Annotated in this window: 22 protein-coding genes; 21 read left to right on the forward strand and 1 reads right to left on the reverse strand. The window is 38.6% G+C overall.

Going from position 1 to position 17,946, the window contains the following annotated elements:
• The first annotated feature begins 4 nt into the window (after nucleotides 1-4).
• From mce to pyrR, 13 genes are all read left to right on the forward strand, one after another.
• Nucleotides 5-427, forward strand: coding sequence for a methylmalonyl-CoA epimerase (gene mce / locus MOQ65_RS00615; RefSeq protein WP_060923997.1), 423 nt, complete (start codon nucleotides 5-7; stop codon nucleotides 425-427).
• Between the two features lie 151 nt (nucleotides 428-578).
• The gene (gene mmdA, locus MOQ65_RS00620; protein ID WP_105085914.1) at nucleotides 579-2,108 is read left to right on the forward strand and encodes a methylmalonyl-CoA decarboxylase subunit alpha; all 1,530 of its coding nucleotides are present in this window, start codon (nucleotides 579-581) and stop codon (nucleotides 2,106-2,108) included.
• A 73-nt stretch (nucleotides 2,109-2,181) separates the two neighbouring features.
• Nucleotides 2,182-2,526, forward strand: coding sequence for a methylmalonyl-CoA decarboxylase subunit delta (gene mmdD / locus MOQ65_RS00625; protein WP_105085913.1), 345 nt, complete (start codon nucleotides 2,182-2,184; stop codon nucleotides 2,524-2,526).
• A 23-nt stretch (nucleotides 2,527-2,549) separates the two neighbouring features.
• Nucleotides 2,550-2,717 (forward strand): methylmalonyl-CoA decarboxylase subunit epsilon, encoded by a 168-nt coding sequence (gene mmdE / locus MOQ65_RS00630; RefSeq protein ID WP_004696483.1) that lies wholly within the window; start codon nucleotides 2,550-2,552, stop codon nucleotides 2,715-2,717.
• Nucleotides 2,718-2,818: 101 nt separating this feature from the next.
• Complete coding sequence (mmdC, locus tag MOQ65_RS00635) at nucleotides 2,819-3,214, forward strand: methylmalonyl-CoA decarboxylase subunit gamma (RefSeq protein ID WP_257846352.1); 396 nt, start codon at nucleotides 2,819-2,821, stop codon at nucleotides 3,212-3,214.
• A 70-nt stretch (nucleotides 3,215-3,284) separates the two neighbouring features.
• On the forward strand, nucleotides 3,285-4,406 hold the full coding sequence (mmdB, locus tag MOQ65_RS00640; protein ID WP_105094080.1) for a methylmalonyl-CoA decarboxylase subunit beta: 1,122 nt from the start codon (nucleotides 3,285-3,287) through the stop codon (nucleotides 4,404-4,406).
• Nucleotides 4,407-4,598: 192 nt separating this feature from the next.
• The gene (locus MOQ65_RS00645; protein WP_005377387.1) at nucleotides 4,599-4,856 is read left to right on the forward strand and encodes a hypothetical protein; all 258 of its coding nucleotides are present in this window, start codon (nucleotides 4,599-4,601) and stop codon (nucleotides 4,854-4,856) included.
• A 38-nt stretch (nucleotides 4,857-4,894) separates the two neighbouring features.
• Nucleotides 4,895-6,193 (forward strand): SLC13 family permease, encoded by a 1,299-nt coding sequence (locus MOQ65_RS00650; protein ID WP_156719028.1) that lies wholly within the window; start codon nucleotides 4,895-4,897, stop codon nucleotides 6,191-6,193.
• Between the two features lie 240 nt (nucleotides 6,194-6,433).
• Nucleotides 6,434-6,697: a SemiSWEET family transporter gene (locus MOQ65_RS00655; protein ID WP_004696474.1), complete on the forward strand. Its 264-nt coding sequence runs from the start codon at nucleotides 6,434-6,436 to the stop codon at nucleotides 6,695-6,697.
• A 490-nt stretch (nucleotides 6,698-7,187) separates the two neighbouring features.
• Nucleotides 7,188-7,352: a 4Fe-4S ferredoxin gene (gene fdxA / locus MOQ65_RS00660; RefSeq protein WP_005386021.1), complete on the forward strand. Its 165-nt coding sequence runs from the start codon at nucleotides 7,188-7,190 to the stop codon at nucleotides 7,350-7,352.
• A gap of 107 nt (nucleotides 7,353-7,459) precedes the next feature.
• On the forward strand, nucleotides 7,460-7,900 hold the full coding sequence (gene lspA / locus MOQ65_RS00665) for a signal peptidase II (RefSeq protein ID WP_213466897.1): 441 nt from the start codon (nucleotides 7,460-7,462) through the stop codon (nucleotides 7,898-7,900).
• Nucleotides 7,901-7,963: 63 nt separating this feature from the next.
• A complete protein-coding gene (locus tag MOQ65_RS00670) occupies nucleotides 7,964-8,887 on the forward strand; it encodes an RluA family pseudouridine synthase (RefSeq protein WP_213466896.1) in 924 nt (307 codons plus the stop codon).
• Nucleotides 8,888-9,055: 168 nt separating this feature from the next.
• Entirely contained in the window at nucleotides 9,056-9,577 is a 522-nt protein-coding gene (gene pyrR, locus MOQ65_RS00675) for a bifunctional pyr operon transcriptional regulator/uracil phosphoribosyltransferase PyrR (protein ID WP_156720047.1), read from the forward strand.
• A 112-nt stretch (nucleotides 9,578-9,689) separates the two neighbouring features.
• Here pyrR and MOQ65_RS00680 read toward each other — a convergent pair whose 3' ends face one another.
• Nucleotides 9,690-10,883, reverse strand: coding sequence for a tRNA(Met) cytidine acetate ligase (locus MOQ65_RS00680; protein WP_257846353.1), 1,194 nt, complete (start codon nucleotides 10,881-10,883; stop codon nucleotides 9,690-9,692).
• Nucleotides 10,884-11,070: 187 nt separating this feature from the next.
• On the opposite strand from MOQ65_RS00680, the gene MOQ65_RS00685 reads away from it, so the two are divergent.
• From MOQ65_RS00685 to mreD, 8 genes are all read left to right on the forward strand, one after another.
• Nucleotides 11,071-11,634: a hypothetical protein gene (locus MOQ65_RS00685; RefSeq protein ID WP_039969076.1), complete on the forward strand. Its 564-nt coding sequence runs from the start codon at nucleotides 11,071-11,073 to the stop codon at nucleotides 11,632-11,634.
• A 3-nt stretch (nucleotides 11,635-11,637) separates the two neighbouring features.
• Complete coding sequence (locus tag MOQ65_RS00690; protein ID WP_105089434.1) at nucleotides 11,638-12,843, forward strand: acetate/propionate family kinase; 1,206 nt, start codon at nucleotides 11,638-11,640, stop codon at nucleotides 12,841-12,843.
• Nucleotides 12,844-12,994: 151 nt separating this feature from the next.
• The gene (locus tag MOQ65_RS00695) at nucleotides 12,995-13,618 is read left to right on the forward strand and encodes a hypothetical protein (RefSeq protein WP_129823183.1); all 624 of its coding nucleotides are present in this window, start codon (nucleotides 12,995-12,997) and stop codon (nucleotides 13,616-13,618) included.
• A 102-nt stretch (nucleotides 13,619-13,720) separates the two neighbouring features.
• Nucleotides 13,721-14,287: a Maf family protein gene (locus MOQ65_RS00700; protein WP_105085903.1), complete on the forward strand. Its 567-nt coding sequence runs from the start codon at nucleotides 13,721-13,723 to the stop codon at nucleotides 14,285-14,287.
• A 212-nt stretch (nucleotides 14,288-14,499) separates the two neighbouring features.
• The gene (gene radC, locus MOQ65_RS00705; RefSeq protein ID WP_257846354.1) at nucleotides 14,500-15,198 is read left to right on the forward strand and encodes a RadC family protein; all 699 of its coding nucleotides are present in this window, start codon (nucleotides 14,500-14,502) and stop codon (nucleotides 15,196-15,198) included.
• 286 nt (nucleotides 15,199-15,484) lie between these two features.
• Complete coding sequence (locus MOQ65_RS00710; protein ID WP_257846355.1) at nucleotides 15,485-16,522, forward strand: rod shape-determining protein; 1,038 nt, start codon at nucleotides 15,485-15,487, stop codon at nucleotides 16,520-16,522.
• Nucleotide 16,523: 1 nt separating this feature from the next.
• A complete protein-coding gene (gene mreC / locus MOQ65_RS00715; RefSeq protein ID WP_257846356.1) occupies nucleotides 16,524-17,441 on the forward strand; it encodes a rod shape-determining protein MreC in 918 nt (305 codons plus the stop codon).
• Nucleotides 17,438-17,929: a rod shape-determining protein MreD gene (gene mreD / locus MOQ65_RS00720; RefSeq protein ID WP_009351172.1), complete on the forward strand. Its 492-nt coding sequence runs from the start codon at nucleotides 17,438-17,440 to the stop codon at nucleotides 17,927-17,929. The genes mreC and mreD overlap by 4 nt, the downstream gene beginning before the upstream one ends.
• Nucleotides 17,930-17,946 lie beyond the last annotated feature (17 nt).

Consider the following 17,946-nt stretch of genomic DNA (forward strand, 5'->3'; position numbering starts at 1 on the left):
CGAAATGGCTTTTAAAGTATTACAAGTGGATCACATCGGTATTGGTGTTAATGATTTAGCAGCAACTAAAGAATTCTATAAAAATGCATTGGGTATTCAACATCTTCCAGAAGATGAAGTGGTTGAAGAACAAAAAGTAAAAGTATCCTTCTTCCCATGTGGCGATGCTGAACTTGAATTCTTAGAAACTACAACTCCAGATGGCCCTATCGGTAAATTCATCGAAAAAAATGGCGGTCGTGATGGTATCCAACATGTTGCATTGCGCGTTGATAATATTGAAAATGCTATTGCTGATTTGATGGCTAAAGGCGTTCGTATGATTGACGAAAAACCTCGTTACGGTGCAGGCGGTTCCTCTATTGCTTTCTTACATCCAAAAGCAACAGGTGGCGTATTGCTTGAATTATGTCAACGTATGAAATAATACAGTATCCAATTCACATCATTATGTATGAGTAATAGATATACATATTCATATAATCACTAGTTATATATTAAATATGTATGCATGCTTGAACTTTAATTATTTATGAAATAAAATGATACTGTAACAAGTTTTATTTGGAGGTGCTATAATGGCAACAGTGCAAGAAAAAATCGAGTTATTGCACGAAAAACTAGCTAAAGTTAAAGCTGGTGGCGGTGAAAAACGCGTTGAGAAACAACATGCTCAAGGCAAAATGACTGCTCGTGAACGTTTGGCTAAATTATTCGATGATAACTCTTTCGTTGAACTTGATCAATTTGTTAAACATCGTTGTGTTAACTTCGGTCAAGAAAAGAAAGAATTACCAGGCGAAGGTGTAGTAACTGGTTATGGTACTATTGACGGTCGTTTAGTATATGCATTTGCACAAGACTTCACTGTAGAAGGTGGTTCTCTTGGTGAAATGCATGCTGCTAAAATTGTTAAAGTACAACGTTTAGCAATGAAAATGGGTGCTCCTATCGTTGGTATCAATGATTCCGGCGGTGCTCGTATTCAAGAAGCAGTAGATGCGCTTGCTGGTTACGGTAAAATTTTCTTTGAAAATACAAATGCATCTGGCGTTATTCCACAAATTTCCGTAATCATGGGCCCATGTGCAGGTGGTGCTGTATATTCTCCAGCATTAACTGACTTCATCTACATGGTTAAAAACACATCTCAAATGTTCATCACTGGTCCTGCAGTTATCAAATCTGTAACTGGTGAAGAAGTAACAGCTGAAGACCTTGGTGGCGCAATGGCTCACAACTCTGTGTCTGGTGTTGCTCACTTTGCAGCTGAAGATGAAGATGATTGCATCGCTCAAATTCGCTACTTATTAGGCTTCTTGCCATCCAATAATATGGAAGATGCTCCATTAGTAGATACTGGCGATGATCCAACTCGCGAAGACGAAGGCTTGAACAGCTTGTTGCCTGATAACAGTAACATGCCATACGACATGAAAGATGTTATCGCAGCTACTGTAGATAATGGTGAATACTATGAAGTACAACCATTCTATGCTACAAATATTATTACTTGTTTCGCACGTTTTGACGGTCAATCCGTTGGTATCATTGCTAACCAACCAAAAGTAATGGCTGGTTGCTTGGACATCAATGCATCCGACAAATCTTCCCGTTTCATCCGTTTCTGTGATGCTTTCAATATTCCAATCGTTAACTTTGTTGACGTTCCTGGTTTCTTGCCTGGCACAAATCAAGAATGGGGCGGTATCATTCGTCATGGTGCTAAAATGTTGTATGCTTACTCTGAAGCTACAGTACCAAAAATTACTGTTATCACTCGTAAAGCATACGGCGGTTCTTACCTCGCTATGTGTTCCCAAGATTTGGGCGCTGACCAAGTATACGCTTGGCCTACATCCGAAATCGCTGTAATGGGTCCTGCTGGTGCAGCTAACATTATCTTCAAGAAAGACGAAGATAAAGATGCTAAAACAGCTAAATACGTAGAAGAGTTCGCAACTCCATACAAAGCTGCAGAACGTGGCTTCGTAGACGTTGTAATCGAACCAAAACAAACTCGTCCAGCAGTTATCAACGCTTTGGCAATGCTTGCAAGCAAACGCGAAAACCGTGCTCCAAAGAAACATGGTAATATTCCATTATAATTCGTTTCGATAACAAGAACATCGAATTTGGGAGATACCTTTCTTTACTAATTTTTTAGAAAGGGGAATGATTATGGAAGGACAAGCAGTTACTACCAATCCTTGGTTAATCATGGCCATTAATATGACAGTTGTATTTGTTGTGTTGATTCTTTTAGGTGTTTTAATGACAATTGTTCATTTGATTGACCCTACTAAGAAGAAAAAAGAAGTACCAGCAAGTGCACCTGTTGCGGCTCCAGCAGCTACTCCAGTGGCTGCACCAAGTGCATCTGCTCAAAATGAGGATGAAGTAGTAGCAGCTATCGTAGGTGCCATTGTGGCGATGGGGTATTCATCTGAACAAATTGCATCTATTCGACCTACAGCAACCAGCGCTAAATGGCGCTTGGAAGGTCGTTTAAGCGGTAGAGGTTAATAAAATTTTAGGAGGCATTTGTAATGAGCAATGCTACAACAACTAACGGTAAAGCTCCATCTCAAGATGTAGTAGCAGTAATCGTTGGTGCATTAGCGGCAATGGGTTATTCCGCTGATCAAATCGCGCATATCCGTCCAATCGTAAGCTATAATTGGAAAATGGAAGGCCGTTTGCGTGGTAATCGATAAGATTATAGGCTAATTTGATAATTCAATAGATTATCTAATTTATATGTGTAAAAGAAATTTATAAGTATTGTGTAGACATACACATTTTGGAGGAATTTAAAATGAAAAAATTCAACGTTACAGTAAATGGCACAGCATATGATGTAGAAGTTAATGAAGTAAAAGCAGCAGCTCCTGCAGCAGCTCCTGCAGCGGCTCCTAAAGCAGCTCCAGCAGCAGCTCCTAAAGCAGCTCCTGCACCAGCTCCAGCTCCAGCTGCAGCAGCAGCTCCAGTTCCAGCAGGTGCTGAAACTGTAAAAGCTCCAATGCCTGGTAAAATCTTATCTGTAGCAGTATCCGCTGGTCAAGCAGTTAAAAAAGGCGAAACTTTGTTGATTCTTGAAGCTATGAAAATGCAAAACGAAATCGCAGCTCCTCATGATGCTGTAGTTGCAGAAGTTCGCGTAGCTGCTAACCAAACTGTATCCACTGGCGATGACATGGTTGTTCTTGGTTAATACCAAGTTGTGTATGACGCGGCTAGTCCGCGTCGTATAACAATTTTATATTTGTGAAAGGGGAACGCATATGGAGGCTTTTGCTGTTGCGATTCAATCCGTTATAACTGATAGCGGGTTCCTCGCATTTACAACAGGCAATGCTATTATGATTCTTGTAGGTTTGATCCTATTGTACTTGGCATTTGCTAAAGAGTTTGAACCATTATTGTTGGGTCCGATTGCGTTTGGTTGTGTACTTGCTAATATTCCTCGTAATGGCTTCGAAGAAGGCGTTATGGCTCTTATTAGTGCAGGTATCTCTCAAGAAATCTTCCCACCTTTAATTTTCCTTGGTGTAGGTGCAATGACTGACTTTGGTCCACTCATTGCTAATCCTAAAACATTGCTTTTAGGTGCTGCTGCTCAAATCGGCGTATTCGTTGCTTTAGGTGGCGCAATGATGCTTGGCTTCACAGCTCAAGAAGCGGCTGCTATCGGTATCATCGGTGGTGCTGACGGTCCTACATCCATTTATTTAGCTACTAAGCTAGCTCCTCATTTATTAGGTGCAATCGCGGTTGCCGCATATTCCTATATGTCCTTGGTACCGTTGATTCAACCACCTGTAATGAAATTATTCACTACGCAAAAAGAACGCGAAATTGTTATGGAACAATTGCGTGAAGTTACACGTTTTGAAAAAATCGTATTCCCAATTATTTCTACGATCTTCATTTCCTTATTGCTTCCTTCCATTACATCCCTTTTAGGTATGTTGATGTTAGGTAACTTGTTCCGTGAATCTGGCGTAACTGATCGTTTGTCCGATACATCTCAAAATGCTTTGATCAATACTGTTACTATCTTCTTAGCAACTGGTACTGGTTTAACAATGAGTGCGGAACACTTCTTAAGCGTGCAAACACTCCTTATCATTTGCTTAGGTTTAGTTGCATTCATCGGTGGTACTGCTGGTGGCGTATTATTCGGTAAATTGATGAGCTTAGTAGATGGTGGTAAAACAAATCCACTTATTGGTTCTGCTGGTGTATCCGCGGTTCCAATGGCGGCTCGCGTATCTCAAGTTGTAGGTGCGAAAGCTAACCCAGCTAACTTCTTGCTCATGCATGCTATGGGTCCAAACGTAGCTGGCGTTATCGGTACAGCAGTAGCAGCAGGTACAATGCTTGCTATGTTGTCCAACCACTAGTAATTTAATAATTATTCACCAAGGTGTGCCTAATTAGGTACACCTATTGGTGAATATAAAAACCCTTCAAATCTATGTATTCATGCATAAATAGGGTATATTTGCAATAAATGCTTTTCAGATCGGTCATTAGGTGATACAAGCATTCACACAATAACCTTCTAGTGCTTTAAATTTAGTAGAGGTGGTCACTTGTTATCTGTAGAATTAAAAATACTGATTTGTTTTATCTGGGCATTTATTGTATTTTTTATTACGGCACTGATTATCGGTGTTGAAGGCAAAGCTAAATGGTTTCAACGCAGAACTAAATATACTTGGTTTAATCGCCGAGGATTTTTAGGTGAAACCTTATTCTTTGGGTATCCTAAAACAAGAGAGGGATATGGGATTACTTTTTTGATGGCTTCCGCCATTGGTATCGTAGGTTATATTTTATACCTCTTATAACTATATCAGTGCATTTCTCTGAAGGGAGATGATGATGTATGGGTACTGCAGAACAAACCTTAATCGTCCTCGCAGTCATGGCTGTTTTATTTGTTACGGAAATTATTCCTTTAGCTATTACTTCTTTAGGCGGCGCTATTACACTTGGCCTTATGGGTATTATTACTCCTAAGGTTGTATTCTCTGGTTTATCTGATAGTACAGTTGTGTTGTTTGCTGGCATGTTCGTTGTTGGTGCAGCATTGTTCTACACTGGTTTGGCTCAAAAAATTGGGGAAACAGTAGTATCTCATGCTGGTACTAGCGAAAATGGCTTAATGCTAGCAATCATGGTTGTTACAGCAACTATGTCCGCATTCTTATCTAACACTGGTACTACAGCTGCTTTACTTCCTGTAGTTGTTGGTATCTGTGCTGTTGCTAAGATTCCTGCATCTCGCCAATTGATGCCTTTAGCATTCGCTGCAGGTATTGGTGGTATCATTACAATGGTTGGTACACCTCCAAACATTATTGTAAGTGGTACATTAACTAAATTTGGTGAACAACCATTTGGTTTCTTTGAATTTGCTTGGATCGGTATTCCTTTGACTGTCGCAACTATCGCATTTATGATGCTTATTGGTAAACATTTATTGCCTAAGCATGAAATTCAAGATGCTGGCGACGTTGAACAAGAAGTAGCTGCTGAAGATATTTCTAACGATCCTAAGAAACAATTATACTCTGGTCTTATTCTTTTAGGCGTAATCATTGCTATGATTTTAGGTGACTTCCTAAAAGGTTATGGTATCAACTTACCATTGAGCATGGTTGCAGTTATTGGCGCAATGCTTTGCGTATTAACTGGTTGCTTGAACGAAAAACAAGCTTACACATCTATTGACTGGGTAACAATCTTCTTATTCGCTGGTATGATGCCAGTAGCAACTGCACTTGATCAATCTGGTGCAGGCAAAATGATTGCTAATGCAGTAATCGGTGTTATGGGTTCTGACCCTAGCCCTTACTTTGCAACAGCAGTATTATTCGCATTGTCTTGTGTTATGACTCAATTTATGTCTAACACAGCATCTTGCGCATTATTGGCTCCTATCGGTATCTCCATTGCTCAAGGTATGGGCGCTGACCCTCATGCTGTATTGATGGCTATCGGCGTTGCTGCATCTTGTGCATTCGGTACACCTGTAGGTACACCTCCAAATACATTAGTACTTGGCCCTGGTCAATACAAATTTACAGACTATGTAAAAGCCGGCGTTCCATTGATTTTAGTTTGCTTCGTAGTAAGCTTAATTATCATTCCAATGGTATGGCCATTCTTCCCTGGTAAATAATAGGGGATAGGTTACTCTACTATACAAGCACACACGAGGTCGAATCGTAAGATTCGGCCTCGTTTTTTATGATTTTAGCCTATATGATTTTAATATAGATTACATATAAGTGTAATCAAAAGCAATATGAATTAAACTAATTTGCATGATTAATTTTACACAATTGACTACATCGAAAAAAATATGATATAGTATATTGTGTAATATATAATAATGTAATGTTGAATAAGGAGTTCATCTATGACAAAAGAAAGATTTAACATGTTAGTTGGTTCTATTGGTGCATTTATTGGTGTATTTGTATTTTTAGCCTATATCCCACAAATAATTGCTAATCTTCATGGTCAACCTAGTCAACCATGGCAACCATTATTTGCAGCAGTATCCTGTTTGATCTGGGTATTATATGGTTGGACAAAATCACCTAAACGTGATTATATTTTAATCGTACCAAACCTTGCAGGCGTTATTTTAGGTACACTAACATTCTTAACATCTTTCTAAGTGCTATAAGAAAAAAATAGTATTATTGTTATATAGTGAATAATAGTAAAGATATTACTTTACTTTATAAATATAAATGAGGTCGAATCGTATGATTCGGCCTTTTTTAGAGTGAAGTTTATATGTTAGATTAAAATATAGATAAGCGTTAAATCTGTTGTAATAAAAAAATAGTTTTTATGATAATAAATATTGATAATTAAATTCCTATTATAATGATTAGGATTTTATAAAATTGATAATTACAACATTCTCATTTGTTGAATATCATATTCAATTAATTAAATGAAAAGTAATATCAAAATACCTATAAACATAGGCTTTGTATGATAAAAATGAAAAAGTAATATGCAAAAATATATACAGTTTTTTATCATTTTCATTTGACTTTCAAAAAGAACTGTGTGATAATGAGAACATAAGTTGAGGCAAGTGCCTTTCTAAATGATAATAAAAAGTTCTGATCTATATTTTTATGGAGGTCCTAATTATGAGAGTTATTGCTGATGGTTGCATTAAATGTGGTTCTTGCGCATCTGTTTGCCCAGTTTCTGCTATTTCTGAAGGCGAAACTAAATATGAAATCAACGATACTTGCATCGATTGCGGTTCTTGCGAATCCGTTTGCCCAGTATCTGTAATTTCCGCTGAGTAATCACAAATTAAATCGCCCCTCATTGAGGGGCTTTTTATTTTGCCTAAATTTGGTTAACTTAGTATAATAGGACTATTAAGATATATATTATAGTAAGGGAGTACATCTTGTTTTATATTATACTAATCCTATGGTTACTATTAGATCAATGGACTAAATATTACATAATGAATCATTTTATGTTAGGGGAGTCTTTACCAGTTATTCCTAATGTATTTCATTTAACATATATTATTAATCGCGGTGCTGCGTTCGGTATGCTAGCTAATCAGCGATGGTTCTTCTTATTGGTAGCGGTTATTTTGCTAGGTGCTTGTGCGTATTATTGGAAGCGCTTGTCAAAAGGTCCGTGGACGTTGCAGATTGGATCTGCTTTATTAGTATCTGGCGCCATTGGTAATGGTATCGATCGTTACATGCTTCATGGCGTTGTTGATTTTTTTGATTTCCGTATATGGCCTATTTTTAATGTTGCTGATATTGGTATCTGTGTTGGCGTAGCTTTAGTAGTCTACTATTTATTTACATTAAAAGATGATGATAAATGATTAATTAATATATGATGATAAATATTAATTAAATATGATACTTAACTCATAGAGAGGTAGAGGATGAACGAATATATTGTAAGTGCTGAGCAAGACGGCATGAGACTAGATGTGTTTTTAACTGAACAAATGGAAGGGTCTCGTAGCTATATTCAAAGCTTAATAAAAGGTGGTCACGTTACTGTTGGTAATAAGATTGGTAAGGCAAATCTTAGACTTACACCAAATACTGTGATTCATGTAGAGGTACCAGAGCCTGAATCGGTAGAGGTAAAGGCGGAAGATATTCCTTTAGATGTATTGTACGAAGATCATGATATTATCATTGTAAATAAGCCACGTGGTATGGTTGTTCATCCTGCAGTGGGCAATTATTCTGGCACACTTGTGAATGCATTGTTATATCATTGCAAAGATTTATCTGGTATTAATGGTGAAATAAGACCTGGTATTGTCCATCGCTTAGATAAGGATACATCCGGTGTTATGATGGCTGCCAAGAATGATGCAGCTCATATTGGGCTAGCGGAGCAGGTAAAAGAGCATTCGGCTAAACGGACGTACTTAGCTTTGGTACAAGGTAATATTGTAGAAGAGAAGGGCACAATTAAGGCTCCTATTGGAAGACATCCTAAGGATCGTATGAAAATGGCTGTTGTCTTTGAAAATAGTAAGGATGCAGTCACTCACTTTACTGTTGTTGAACGTTTTGGCCATCAAACGTTGGTGGAATGTAATTTAGAGACTGGTCGAACACATCAAATTCGTGTTCATTTTGCTCATATTGGACATCCTGTCGTTAATGATCCATTCTATGGTTACCGTCGTATGGATTTCCCTATTGAAGGGCAAGCATTACATTCTAAATCTCTAGATGTAAAACATCCTATTACAGGTGAAAGTATGCATTTTGAGGCGCCTCTTCCAGATGACTTCAAAGCATGTATAGAGTTTGCTAAAACATATCGAGAAGATAAGCGTAAATAAGAGAAAAAATGAAAAGAAATCAAACGAAATGTAAAGAAACGTAGACAAACGTAGACAAACGTAAATACATGCAAATGAAATAACTGCCTTATATTGTGGTTTACTAAATAATCTTCTAACTATATTTGTAAAGGGGCATAGAGAACTCTGTGCTATAAGGGCGTATATATGGAAAAGAAACGCTTATTGATGGATCAAGATGCTATTATGCGCGCGATTCGTCGTATTAGTCACGAAATCCTAGAACGTAATAAAGGTTTATCTAATGCTCTTATTGTAGGCATTGAACGACGTGGTGTTATTTTGGCAAAACGTTTGCAGGCCGAAATCGAACGCATTGAAGGTATTCGTATTGAATGTGAATCACTCAATGTTGCTATGTATCGTGATGATCGTGATGCTCGCCAAAAAGAAGGCGAACCATGTACGATTGATACTACAGAGAAAACAATTATCCTCGTTGATGATGTGCTTTACACAGGACGCACCATTCGTGCAGCTTTAAATGCATTGATGACATCTGGTAGACCTAAATCAATTCAGTTAGCAGTTCTCGTGGATCGTGGCCACCGTGAATTGCCAATTCGTGCAGATTATGTAGGTAAAAATATTCCTACGTCACATCTTGAAAGTGTACGCGTTGCCGTTGCTGATTTAGATGGTGAAGAAGGGGTTACAATACAGGAATAACCTGTATTGTAACCCCTTCTTTTTGTTTGCTTAAATTTATCTAGATAAATTAAGCTCTGCTCGTTTTTTTATCTCAATCTAAATCTAAACATAAATGACAAAGTTAAGTTATTTATTTAATATATTGTGGTGTATATGTATAGTCTGTATGGCCTATACGGTTAGCTTCATTATGGAAACATAAGGCTTGTATATCTGTCGCTAGCGTATCTATATGATGCATAGATTTTCCAAGATTATTGAGCTGAGTAGGTGCTTTAGCCCATTTTTGAATGAGTGGAATGTCATGTTTAGTTCTCAGCCATTGACGTCCTCTGTCGTTAAAGGCTAGTAATCTAGCGTATTGAGGACCGTCTTGCATAGCGATATTTATCAAGTCTTTCGTAATGCCTAATGTAAGATATGCACCCATGCGCTGTAAACGGGCGTAGGTGTAGCGCTTGGATTTTATTTGCTCAATGGCAGATTCCCATGAAGGCTGTTGTGCTGCTTTTAACCACAAGTGTTCAATACCTTCAGTAAAATCAACAAAACGCTCTAATTCATTGATATTCATGCGGCGACTCAACATATGTACCATATTGTAATATCTATTGTAGTCGACATAGTCATCATTTGTGATTCTATGCGTCATATCAGCTAGAATTGGTGTTGGAATAGTACTTTGAAGCGTTGAACACATATCTAAGGGATTAGCAGTAGTGATGAGATGACGCAATGCCGTACCGGATGGTAACTCTTGATTGAAATTGTGATTGTGGTGATCAGATGTACGCTGAATAGGAATATATTCTAAGTTTGGATAATATTTTATTGCAGCACGGATATATTCAAGTCCTAATAAGGCATTAGGTGTGCTAAGTGATTCGGAGCCTAGCGCTTTACGGAAGGCTGTACCATAGGACATGCCTTCATTTAAATAATTGCGTAATTCATTTTGGGTGCTTTCACAATCCATACGCTTAGCCGTATGAATGAGTTGATTTAAATCAGTTGTTTCAGAACCAAAAGAAAGCGTATCAATGGATAAAGCCTTAATTAAACGAACCGCACCTGTCCCAAAAAGTTGCGCACTGCCTAAGGAATAGAGTGTAGGGAGTTCGATAACAACATCTGCACCGCCAAGCATGGCCCAACGCGCGCGATCGAATTTTGAGAAAAGGGCTGGTTCGCCACGTTGTACAAAGGAGCCACTCATAATGCAGATGCGCAATACATCAGGGTATTTTGTAGCTAATGTATGTAGTTGATGTGCATGACCATTGTGAAATGGATTGTATTCGCAAATAATACCGATGGTTTTCATAGTGACTCCTTTCATTAGTGTTAGTGTAACAAAGCATAGAAAGACTGTAAATAAATTTTGAACTTAAGAGGCCGTATAGTAAAGAAATAGATGTAAAAAATGTGTGTAAAACTAAAGTTTTTTGTAGATTTTATTTGTTCTATAGGCTATAATTAACTGTAAATGCTGAATTGATGTGAGGTATATGATGAAACAAAATTGGAAACGTACATTACAAGGGGCTCTGCTCGGTGCTGCGCTACTAGCAATGGCGGGATGTGGCTCTACAAATGTAATGGATACATATAGTTTTGGCCATCAAGTTATCCGTGCTGGTCAATCTGAAATTACCATTGCTTTGCCTTATGAAATGGGTAAAAGCACAAAAAATATGTCTGATGATGGGTATCCAATTGATATTTATGGATCTGTTACAGACCATATGGTGATTGAGGTTGAGGCTTTGCGTGCCGGTGAAAATAAACCATTGCCAACGGTGGATGAGTATGTTAACCGCAGCAAATCTGAGTTTACTAAAATTGGCGGCACCATCAAAGAAGAGTCTGTAGCTTTAGAAGGCGCGTCTGCTAAAAAGCTTGATGTGACTTATACAACTCAAGGGCAAACATTTAGATTTTCTCAATACGTATTCTTAGATCATGGCGTATTGTGGAATATAGTCTACCAATATCCTGAAAAGGATCAGGTAGGTGCTGATATCAGCAAAGAAATTCAAAACAAGATTCAAGTTACACAACAGAAAGAGGGTTAATCGATGAACGTATTAGTAGTTAACTGCGGTAGTTCTTCCTTGAAATATCAATTACTTGATATGACAACTGAAACAGAATTGGCAAAAGGTCTTTTTGAGAAGATTGGTGATCAAGACGCTATCTTCACTCATAAACGTCCTAACGCAGATAAATTAGAACGCGTTGAACCAATTTTGAATCATAAAGAAGCTCTTCGTATTTTACTTGATATTTTAGTTGATGCTGAATATGGTGTAATTAAGTCTATGGACGAAATCGACGCTGTTGGTCACCGTGTAGTACATGGCGGTGAAAAATTCGCTGACTCCGTATTGATCACTCCAGCTGTTATGGAAGCATTAGAAGAATGCTGCTCATTGGCTCCATTGCATAACCCACCAAACATTCAAGGTATCGAAGCTTGCCAAGCTATCATGCCTAACGTACCACAAGTTGCTGTTTTCGATACTGCATTCCACCAAACAATGCCTAAAGAAGCTTACATGTATGCGCTTCCTTACGAATACTATGAAGATTATGGCATCCGTCGTTACGGTTTCCATGGTACATCCCACAAATATGTTGCACAACGTTGCGCTGAATTGATGGGCAAACACATGTCTGATCTTCGCATCATCACATGTCACTTAGGTAATGGTTCTTCCGTATCCGCTATTAAAGGTGGTCGCTCCATCGATACTACAATGGGCTTTACTCCATTGTCTGGTTTGATCATGGGTACTCGTACTGGTGATATTGACCCAGCTATCGTTCCATTCTTGATGAACAAAACTGGCATGAACTACGATGAAGTAGACGCTATTATGAATAAAAAATCCGGTGTACTTGGTATTTCCGGTGTGTCCAATGACTTCCGTGTTATCGAAGAAGCAGCATCTAATGGTAACAAACGTGCTCAATTAGCATTGAACATGTTCCATTACAAAGTTCGCCGCGTAATTGGTGCATTCGCAGCAGTTATGGGTGGCGTTGATGCTATCGTATTCACAGCTGGTATCGGTGAAAACGGTATCGGTAACCGTGATGCAATCTGCAACGGTTTAGAATACTTGGGTACTCGCATTGACTCTGAACGCAACAACATCCGCGGTAAAGAACAAGAAATCAGTGCTGAAGGCTCCAAAGTTAAAATCTTCGTAATCCCTACAAACGAAGAAATCATGATTGCTCGCGATACTCAACGTATTACAGCATCCTTGAAAAAATAATATAGTTCGTATCTGAACTAGGTGACTAATAGAGTCATAAAACCCCGTCTATATCATAGATATAGGCGGGGTTTTTGTAGTTTTTATACTTAGAATACCTTATAATAGAATGTATAGTTATAAAGTAGTAGTTCTTTTAAAGGGGTAACATATGACAGTATTATATGAAGAAAAATCTCAGCGTGCTAAAAGTGCAGAGTGGCTAGTATTATGTTTTGTTATTCTATTATTATGTGGTGTTGGCTACACTACATATCGTAGTATTAACTTGCATACTATACTAATAGCAGAATATTTTATTGAAATTATGGCTATCATCGTAATTGTTAAACAAGCCGTTAGTCGATATACCTATATTTTGACAGATACAAAGTTAGTAATTGAAGAATCTTCTATATTTAGAAAGCGCCATTTTGAGGTAGATTACGATATGATTGATGGCGTATTTAAGTTTGAACGTGAATTATTGACAAATATTAAATATCGATATAAATATAGAAAATGTTCAACTTCTGATCCACGTCCTATTTGGTCTCTAGTATATGCGATTGTAAAGGGTGATAAGGTTCAAAATGGTCGCCTTTTATTGAAAGCAGATGATAAATTTTTTGACATCTTAGAGGAACATGTACCAGGTCGTATCCGTGTGCCTCAAGCGGACATTGTGTTTTATGCTGCAGTCCGTGCTGATGCGGTAAAACATGGTGAAGATGTACAAGAGTACTATAAAAAGTTAACAACACCTGAAAAGGATGGCCCTGATATTCTTGTTTAATTTACAGATCTTTTCTAATTTATATTATCTAAATTAGTTGGAATGGTTTTATTTATAAAACGGTGAAATTAACTAAAATTCATATACTATAAAGGAGTGCAAATGGCTGGATTATATTTGGCGAGCCAATCACCACGAAGAACTGAATTATTAACACAAGTTGGTATTGATCATATTGTTGTATCAAGTACCTATGAAGAGGCTAATAAGGGTTATGATGATCCTATTGAAATGGTGAAAGAACAAGCTTTAGGTAAGGCTCGTGCGGCTGTAGGCGTACCTGAAGGGAGCATCGTACTAGGTGCTGATACGATTGTCGTATTAGACAATCAAGTGCTAGGTAAACCTCATGATGAATCTGAGGCCCGTCATATGCTAGAGCGTTTATCAGGCCAAGTTCATTCTGTAATTACTGGTGTAGCCTTGCTTATTAAAGGTCAAGAAATAGTTTTTCATAATGAAACAAAGGTATATTTTAAAAAATTAGCTCCTTTTGAAATCGAATCCTATATTGCTAGTGGCGAACCTATGGACAAAGCTGGCGCCTATGGCATACAAGGTAAAGGTGCTTTATGGGTAGAGAAGATAGAAGGCTCTTATACCAATGTGGTAGGATTACCTGTTGAACATGTATACGATGAATTGTGTAAAGCATTAGGTGCTAAATAATACTATCATTTGATGGCGATGGTGCTATAATCGGCTGTGCTGTGCTGTGCTGTGCTGTGCTGTGCTGTGCTGTGCTGTGCTGTGCTGTGCTGTGCTGTGCTGTGCTGTGCTGTGCTGTGCTGTGCTGTGCTGTGCGCTATTGATATAGTAAGAGAGTAGATGTGTGTAGTTAGATTTACAAATGGTGTTATCTATTTGAATGGAGAGATTCTATGGAAGTACCAACAGTAAGTGTAAAAGACATGTTACCATTTCAGCGTCCCCGTGAAAAATTTCTTGCTTTAGGACCATCCCATATGGCGATGGAGGAATTGCTAGCTATTTTATTGCGTACTGGGGTGAAAGGTCAGTCTGCCATATCGCTAGCGAGTGATATCGTACAGTCCTATGATGATGGGGCGTACGGTCTTAATAGAATGACCGTTGAAGAGCTTATAAAAATTAAGGGAATTGGCACAGATAAAGCGGTAACTTTGTGTGCGGCTCTTGAGATGGGGCGACGATTAGGGGAACTAAAAATTAAGGAAACATACGAAGATTTTTCTCAACCTTTTGTCATTGCTCAATATGTAATGGAGCGCCTGCGACACGAAGATGTGGAGCATGTATGGGCAGCTATGTTGACGTCTCGAAATAAGTTGATTCAGTTAGAACATATTTCGAATGGAGGTTTAGTATCTAGCCTCGTAGAGCAGCGAGCTGTTTTTAAGAAGGCCATAGCTTGTAATGCGGCAGCCATTATCTTAATACATAATCATCCATCTGGCGATAGCCGGCCTAGTGACGAAGATATTCGGCTTACCAAGTTATTTGTTAGTGCAGGTCAGTTTATGGGAATACCAGTATTAGATCATATTATTATTGGTGATAATGAATTCACTAGCCTTAGTGAAATAGGTAAACTTAGTTAGAGAATGCACATATTAATAGTAAAAGCACTCATAATAATGAGTTCACTCTTTTTGATTTGTTCAGTGAAGAGATGTATACATCATTATAGGAGTGCTTTTTCTATTTGGTATGGTCTATACATAGCAAGGTGTATCAGTTGTAAGTGTATAAATTATGTATGACTTAAGGGTACTTGAATTATGCATTTTATGTGCTTTTAACATGGGGAAAAGCCTTGATATCAATAGAAAAAGTCGCATTATATGTGGTAAAATGGAATGATGATGTAATGAAGGAGATTTTACTATGAGTTCCATTTTACCTACTCTAGGAAAAGATGTAAGTATAGATATTGGTTCCATACAGACGCGCCTCATGGGGGGGACGCGAGGAACTGTTATAAGCGAACCATCTATTATAGCAACTGATACAAAACAAGAAAAAGTAGTAGCCGTTGGGGATGAAGCGGCACGTCTTGTATTGCGTATGCCCGATATGTGGCGCCCTTTGACACCATTAAAAGATGGATTTATTGTGGACTATCGAGTTATGCACACGATGCTTAACTATTTTCTGAATAAAGTGTCTAATGCATTGCGCCGCGCTCGAGTTCTTGTTGGTGTTCCTTGTGGGATGACCGACGTTGAGCAAAGAGCGATGATGGATGCTGTTATTCAGGCCGGCGCACGCGAAGTATTTCTTATCGAACGACCTGTCGCTGCAGCCATTGGTTGCGGTGCACCTATCTTTGAAGCTCGTGGATCTATGGTCATTGATATTGGTGGTGGCACTGTTGATATGGGCATTGTTTCATTGGGCGGCATTGTAGATAGTGAAACGATTCGCTTCGGTGGCTCAGATATCAATAATGCATTGCTACGCTATGTACGTGAGTGTTTTGGGGTTATCGTTTCTGAAGAAATTATAGAAGATATTAAACATACAGTAGGCACTGCTATGGCACCTTTAGAAGATGCCGAATATGCCTTTCAAGGCCGTGATATGATGAATGGTTTAGGCAGACGTTGTGTTATTCATCAGTCAGAGGTATATCAAGTTGTTAATGACTGTATTGCTGGCCTTTTAGATGAAGTGAAACAAATGATTCGTTCCGCTGAACCTGAGATTGTAGCTGATATTATGCAATATGGAATATATCTTACTGGTGGTACTGCGCAACTGTCGGGTTTGGCTGAGCGTATTGGGGGCGAGTTAGGTGTGCCTGTACATGTTCCGGATGCACCAGAGACAAAAGTCGTTGTGGGCCTTAACGGGGCTTCATCTGACTTGGTGAGCTTATCACGTTTTATTGTGAATTCTAAAAATAGAAAGGGCCAAGACTAATATGATACAGTCAGATAAAAAGTTAATTATCGTTGTTGTTATTAGCTGTATCCTATTAGCGTTGCTCGGATTTGCATGGAAACAACGAACTAGTATTCCTTTTGTTACTGTCACTCTTGAAGGTATTACAACGCCATTTGCTTATGGATCTGCCCGTTTGCTTGACGGTGTACAAACCGGTTTTACAGTACTCAATAGTGCTATTTCTGCAACTATTGAAAGTGATGAGGCAGCATCTCGCAAGGCTGCATTAGAACAAAAGGTTGTTAACTATGATGAAGTAGTAGCAGAAAATATTCGACTTCGTCAATTGCTCAACTATAAGAGCAATCATCCGGAATTCTCCATGACTTTAGCCGGTATTATTACAAAGGATTACGGCACATGGACAAATACTTTCACTATCGATAAGGGTAGTGAAGAAGGAATGGCTGTCAATATGGCTGTCGTTGTACCAAGTGGGGTAGTTGGTTTTATTACCGATGTATACCCTCACTCTTCTCGAGTACAAACCATTCTTGACCCACGTAGTGCAATCGGTGTTATTGTACAACGTCCTGAATCTCGCCTATCTGGTGTCGTAAAAGGTGATGGCGACTCACCTCGTACGCCATCAATGGTAAATATTGCCCGTGATGGTGATGTATTAGTAGGGGATAAATTAATCACCTCTGGGTATGGTGGTATCTACCCTAAAGGATTGCCTGTTGGTAATGTACAGTCCATCGAAAATGATACAGAAGGTTTTGTAAAGAATGCCGTAATTACACCAAGTGTTGACTTCCATCGCATTGAAGAGGTGTTCGTACTCACGTCATCCTCCCTTAGTGCACCGCAAAAGCCTGAACTTGAGCCTAAACTTGTGCCTCAAACGCAACGAGATCAAGTAGAAGGGGTAAAGGGGGCCGTTAAACAATGACGCGTCTAGCTTTAGTCCTTTGTGGATTTTTAATTTACTTTATTCAGGCTCAACTGCTGCCTGCTATATTCCATACAAACTGGTTACCAAACTTGATTTTAACCATTACTGTTATGGTAACGCTTTTTAAAGGGCGTCGCATGGGCATCATGGTAGCCGTTGTAGGTGGTATTGTTCACGATGTACTAATCTCTAACTTCTTTGGGCTCCATTTATTCCCCTATGTAATCGTGGTGTATCTCTTATCTGCAGTGAAACATCGCATTTATGAAGAACGTTGGTATTGGTCAAGCGCCATAGTGGCTATCTGTACATTATTAGATGGCTTGATTCGTAGCTTTATGATATTAGCTAGTGGTGGTGACTTACACCTTGGTGTATATCTATTACATATGGTCGTACCTGTTCTATTTTGGAATGGCGTATTGGGAGCTATTGTGCATGGCTTATTGTGGCGTAAAGAGGAACAGCAAGATTATATTTGGTAAGTTTGGTTAGGAGGTGA

The organism is Veillonella faecalis (assembly GCF_024677885.1).
GTDB lineage: Bacteria > Bacillota > Negativicutes > Veillonellales > Veillonellaceae > Veillonella > Veillonella nakazawae.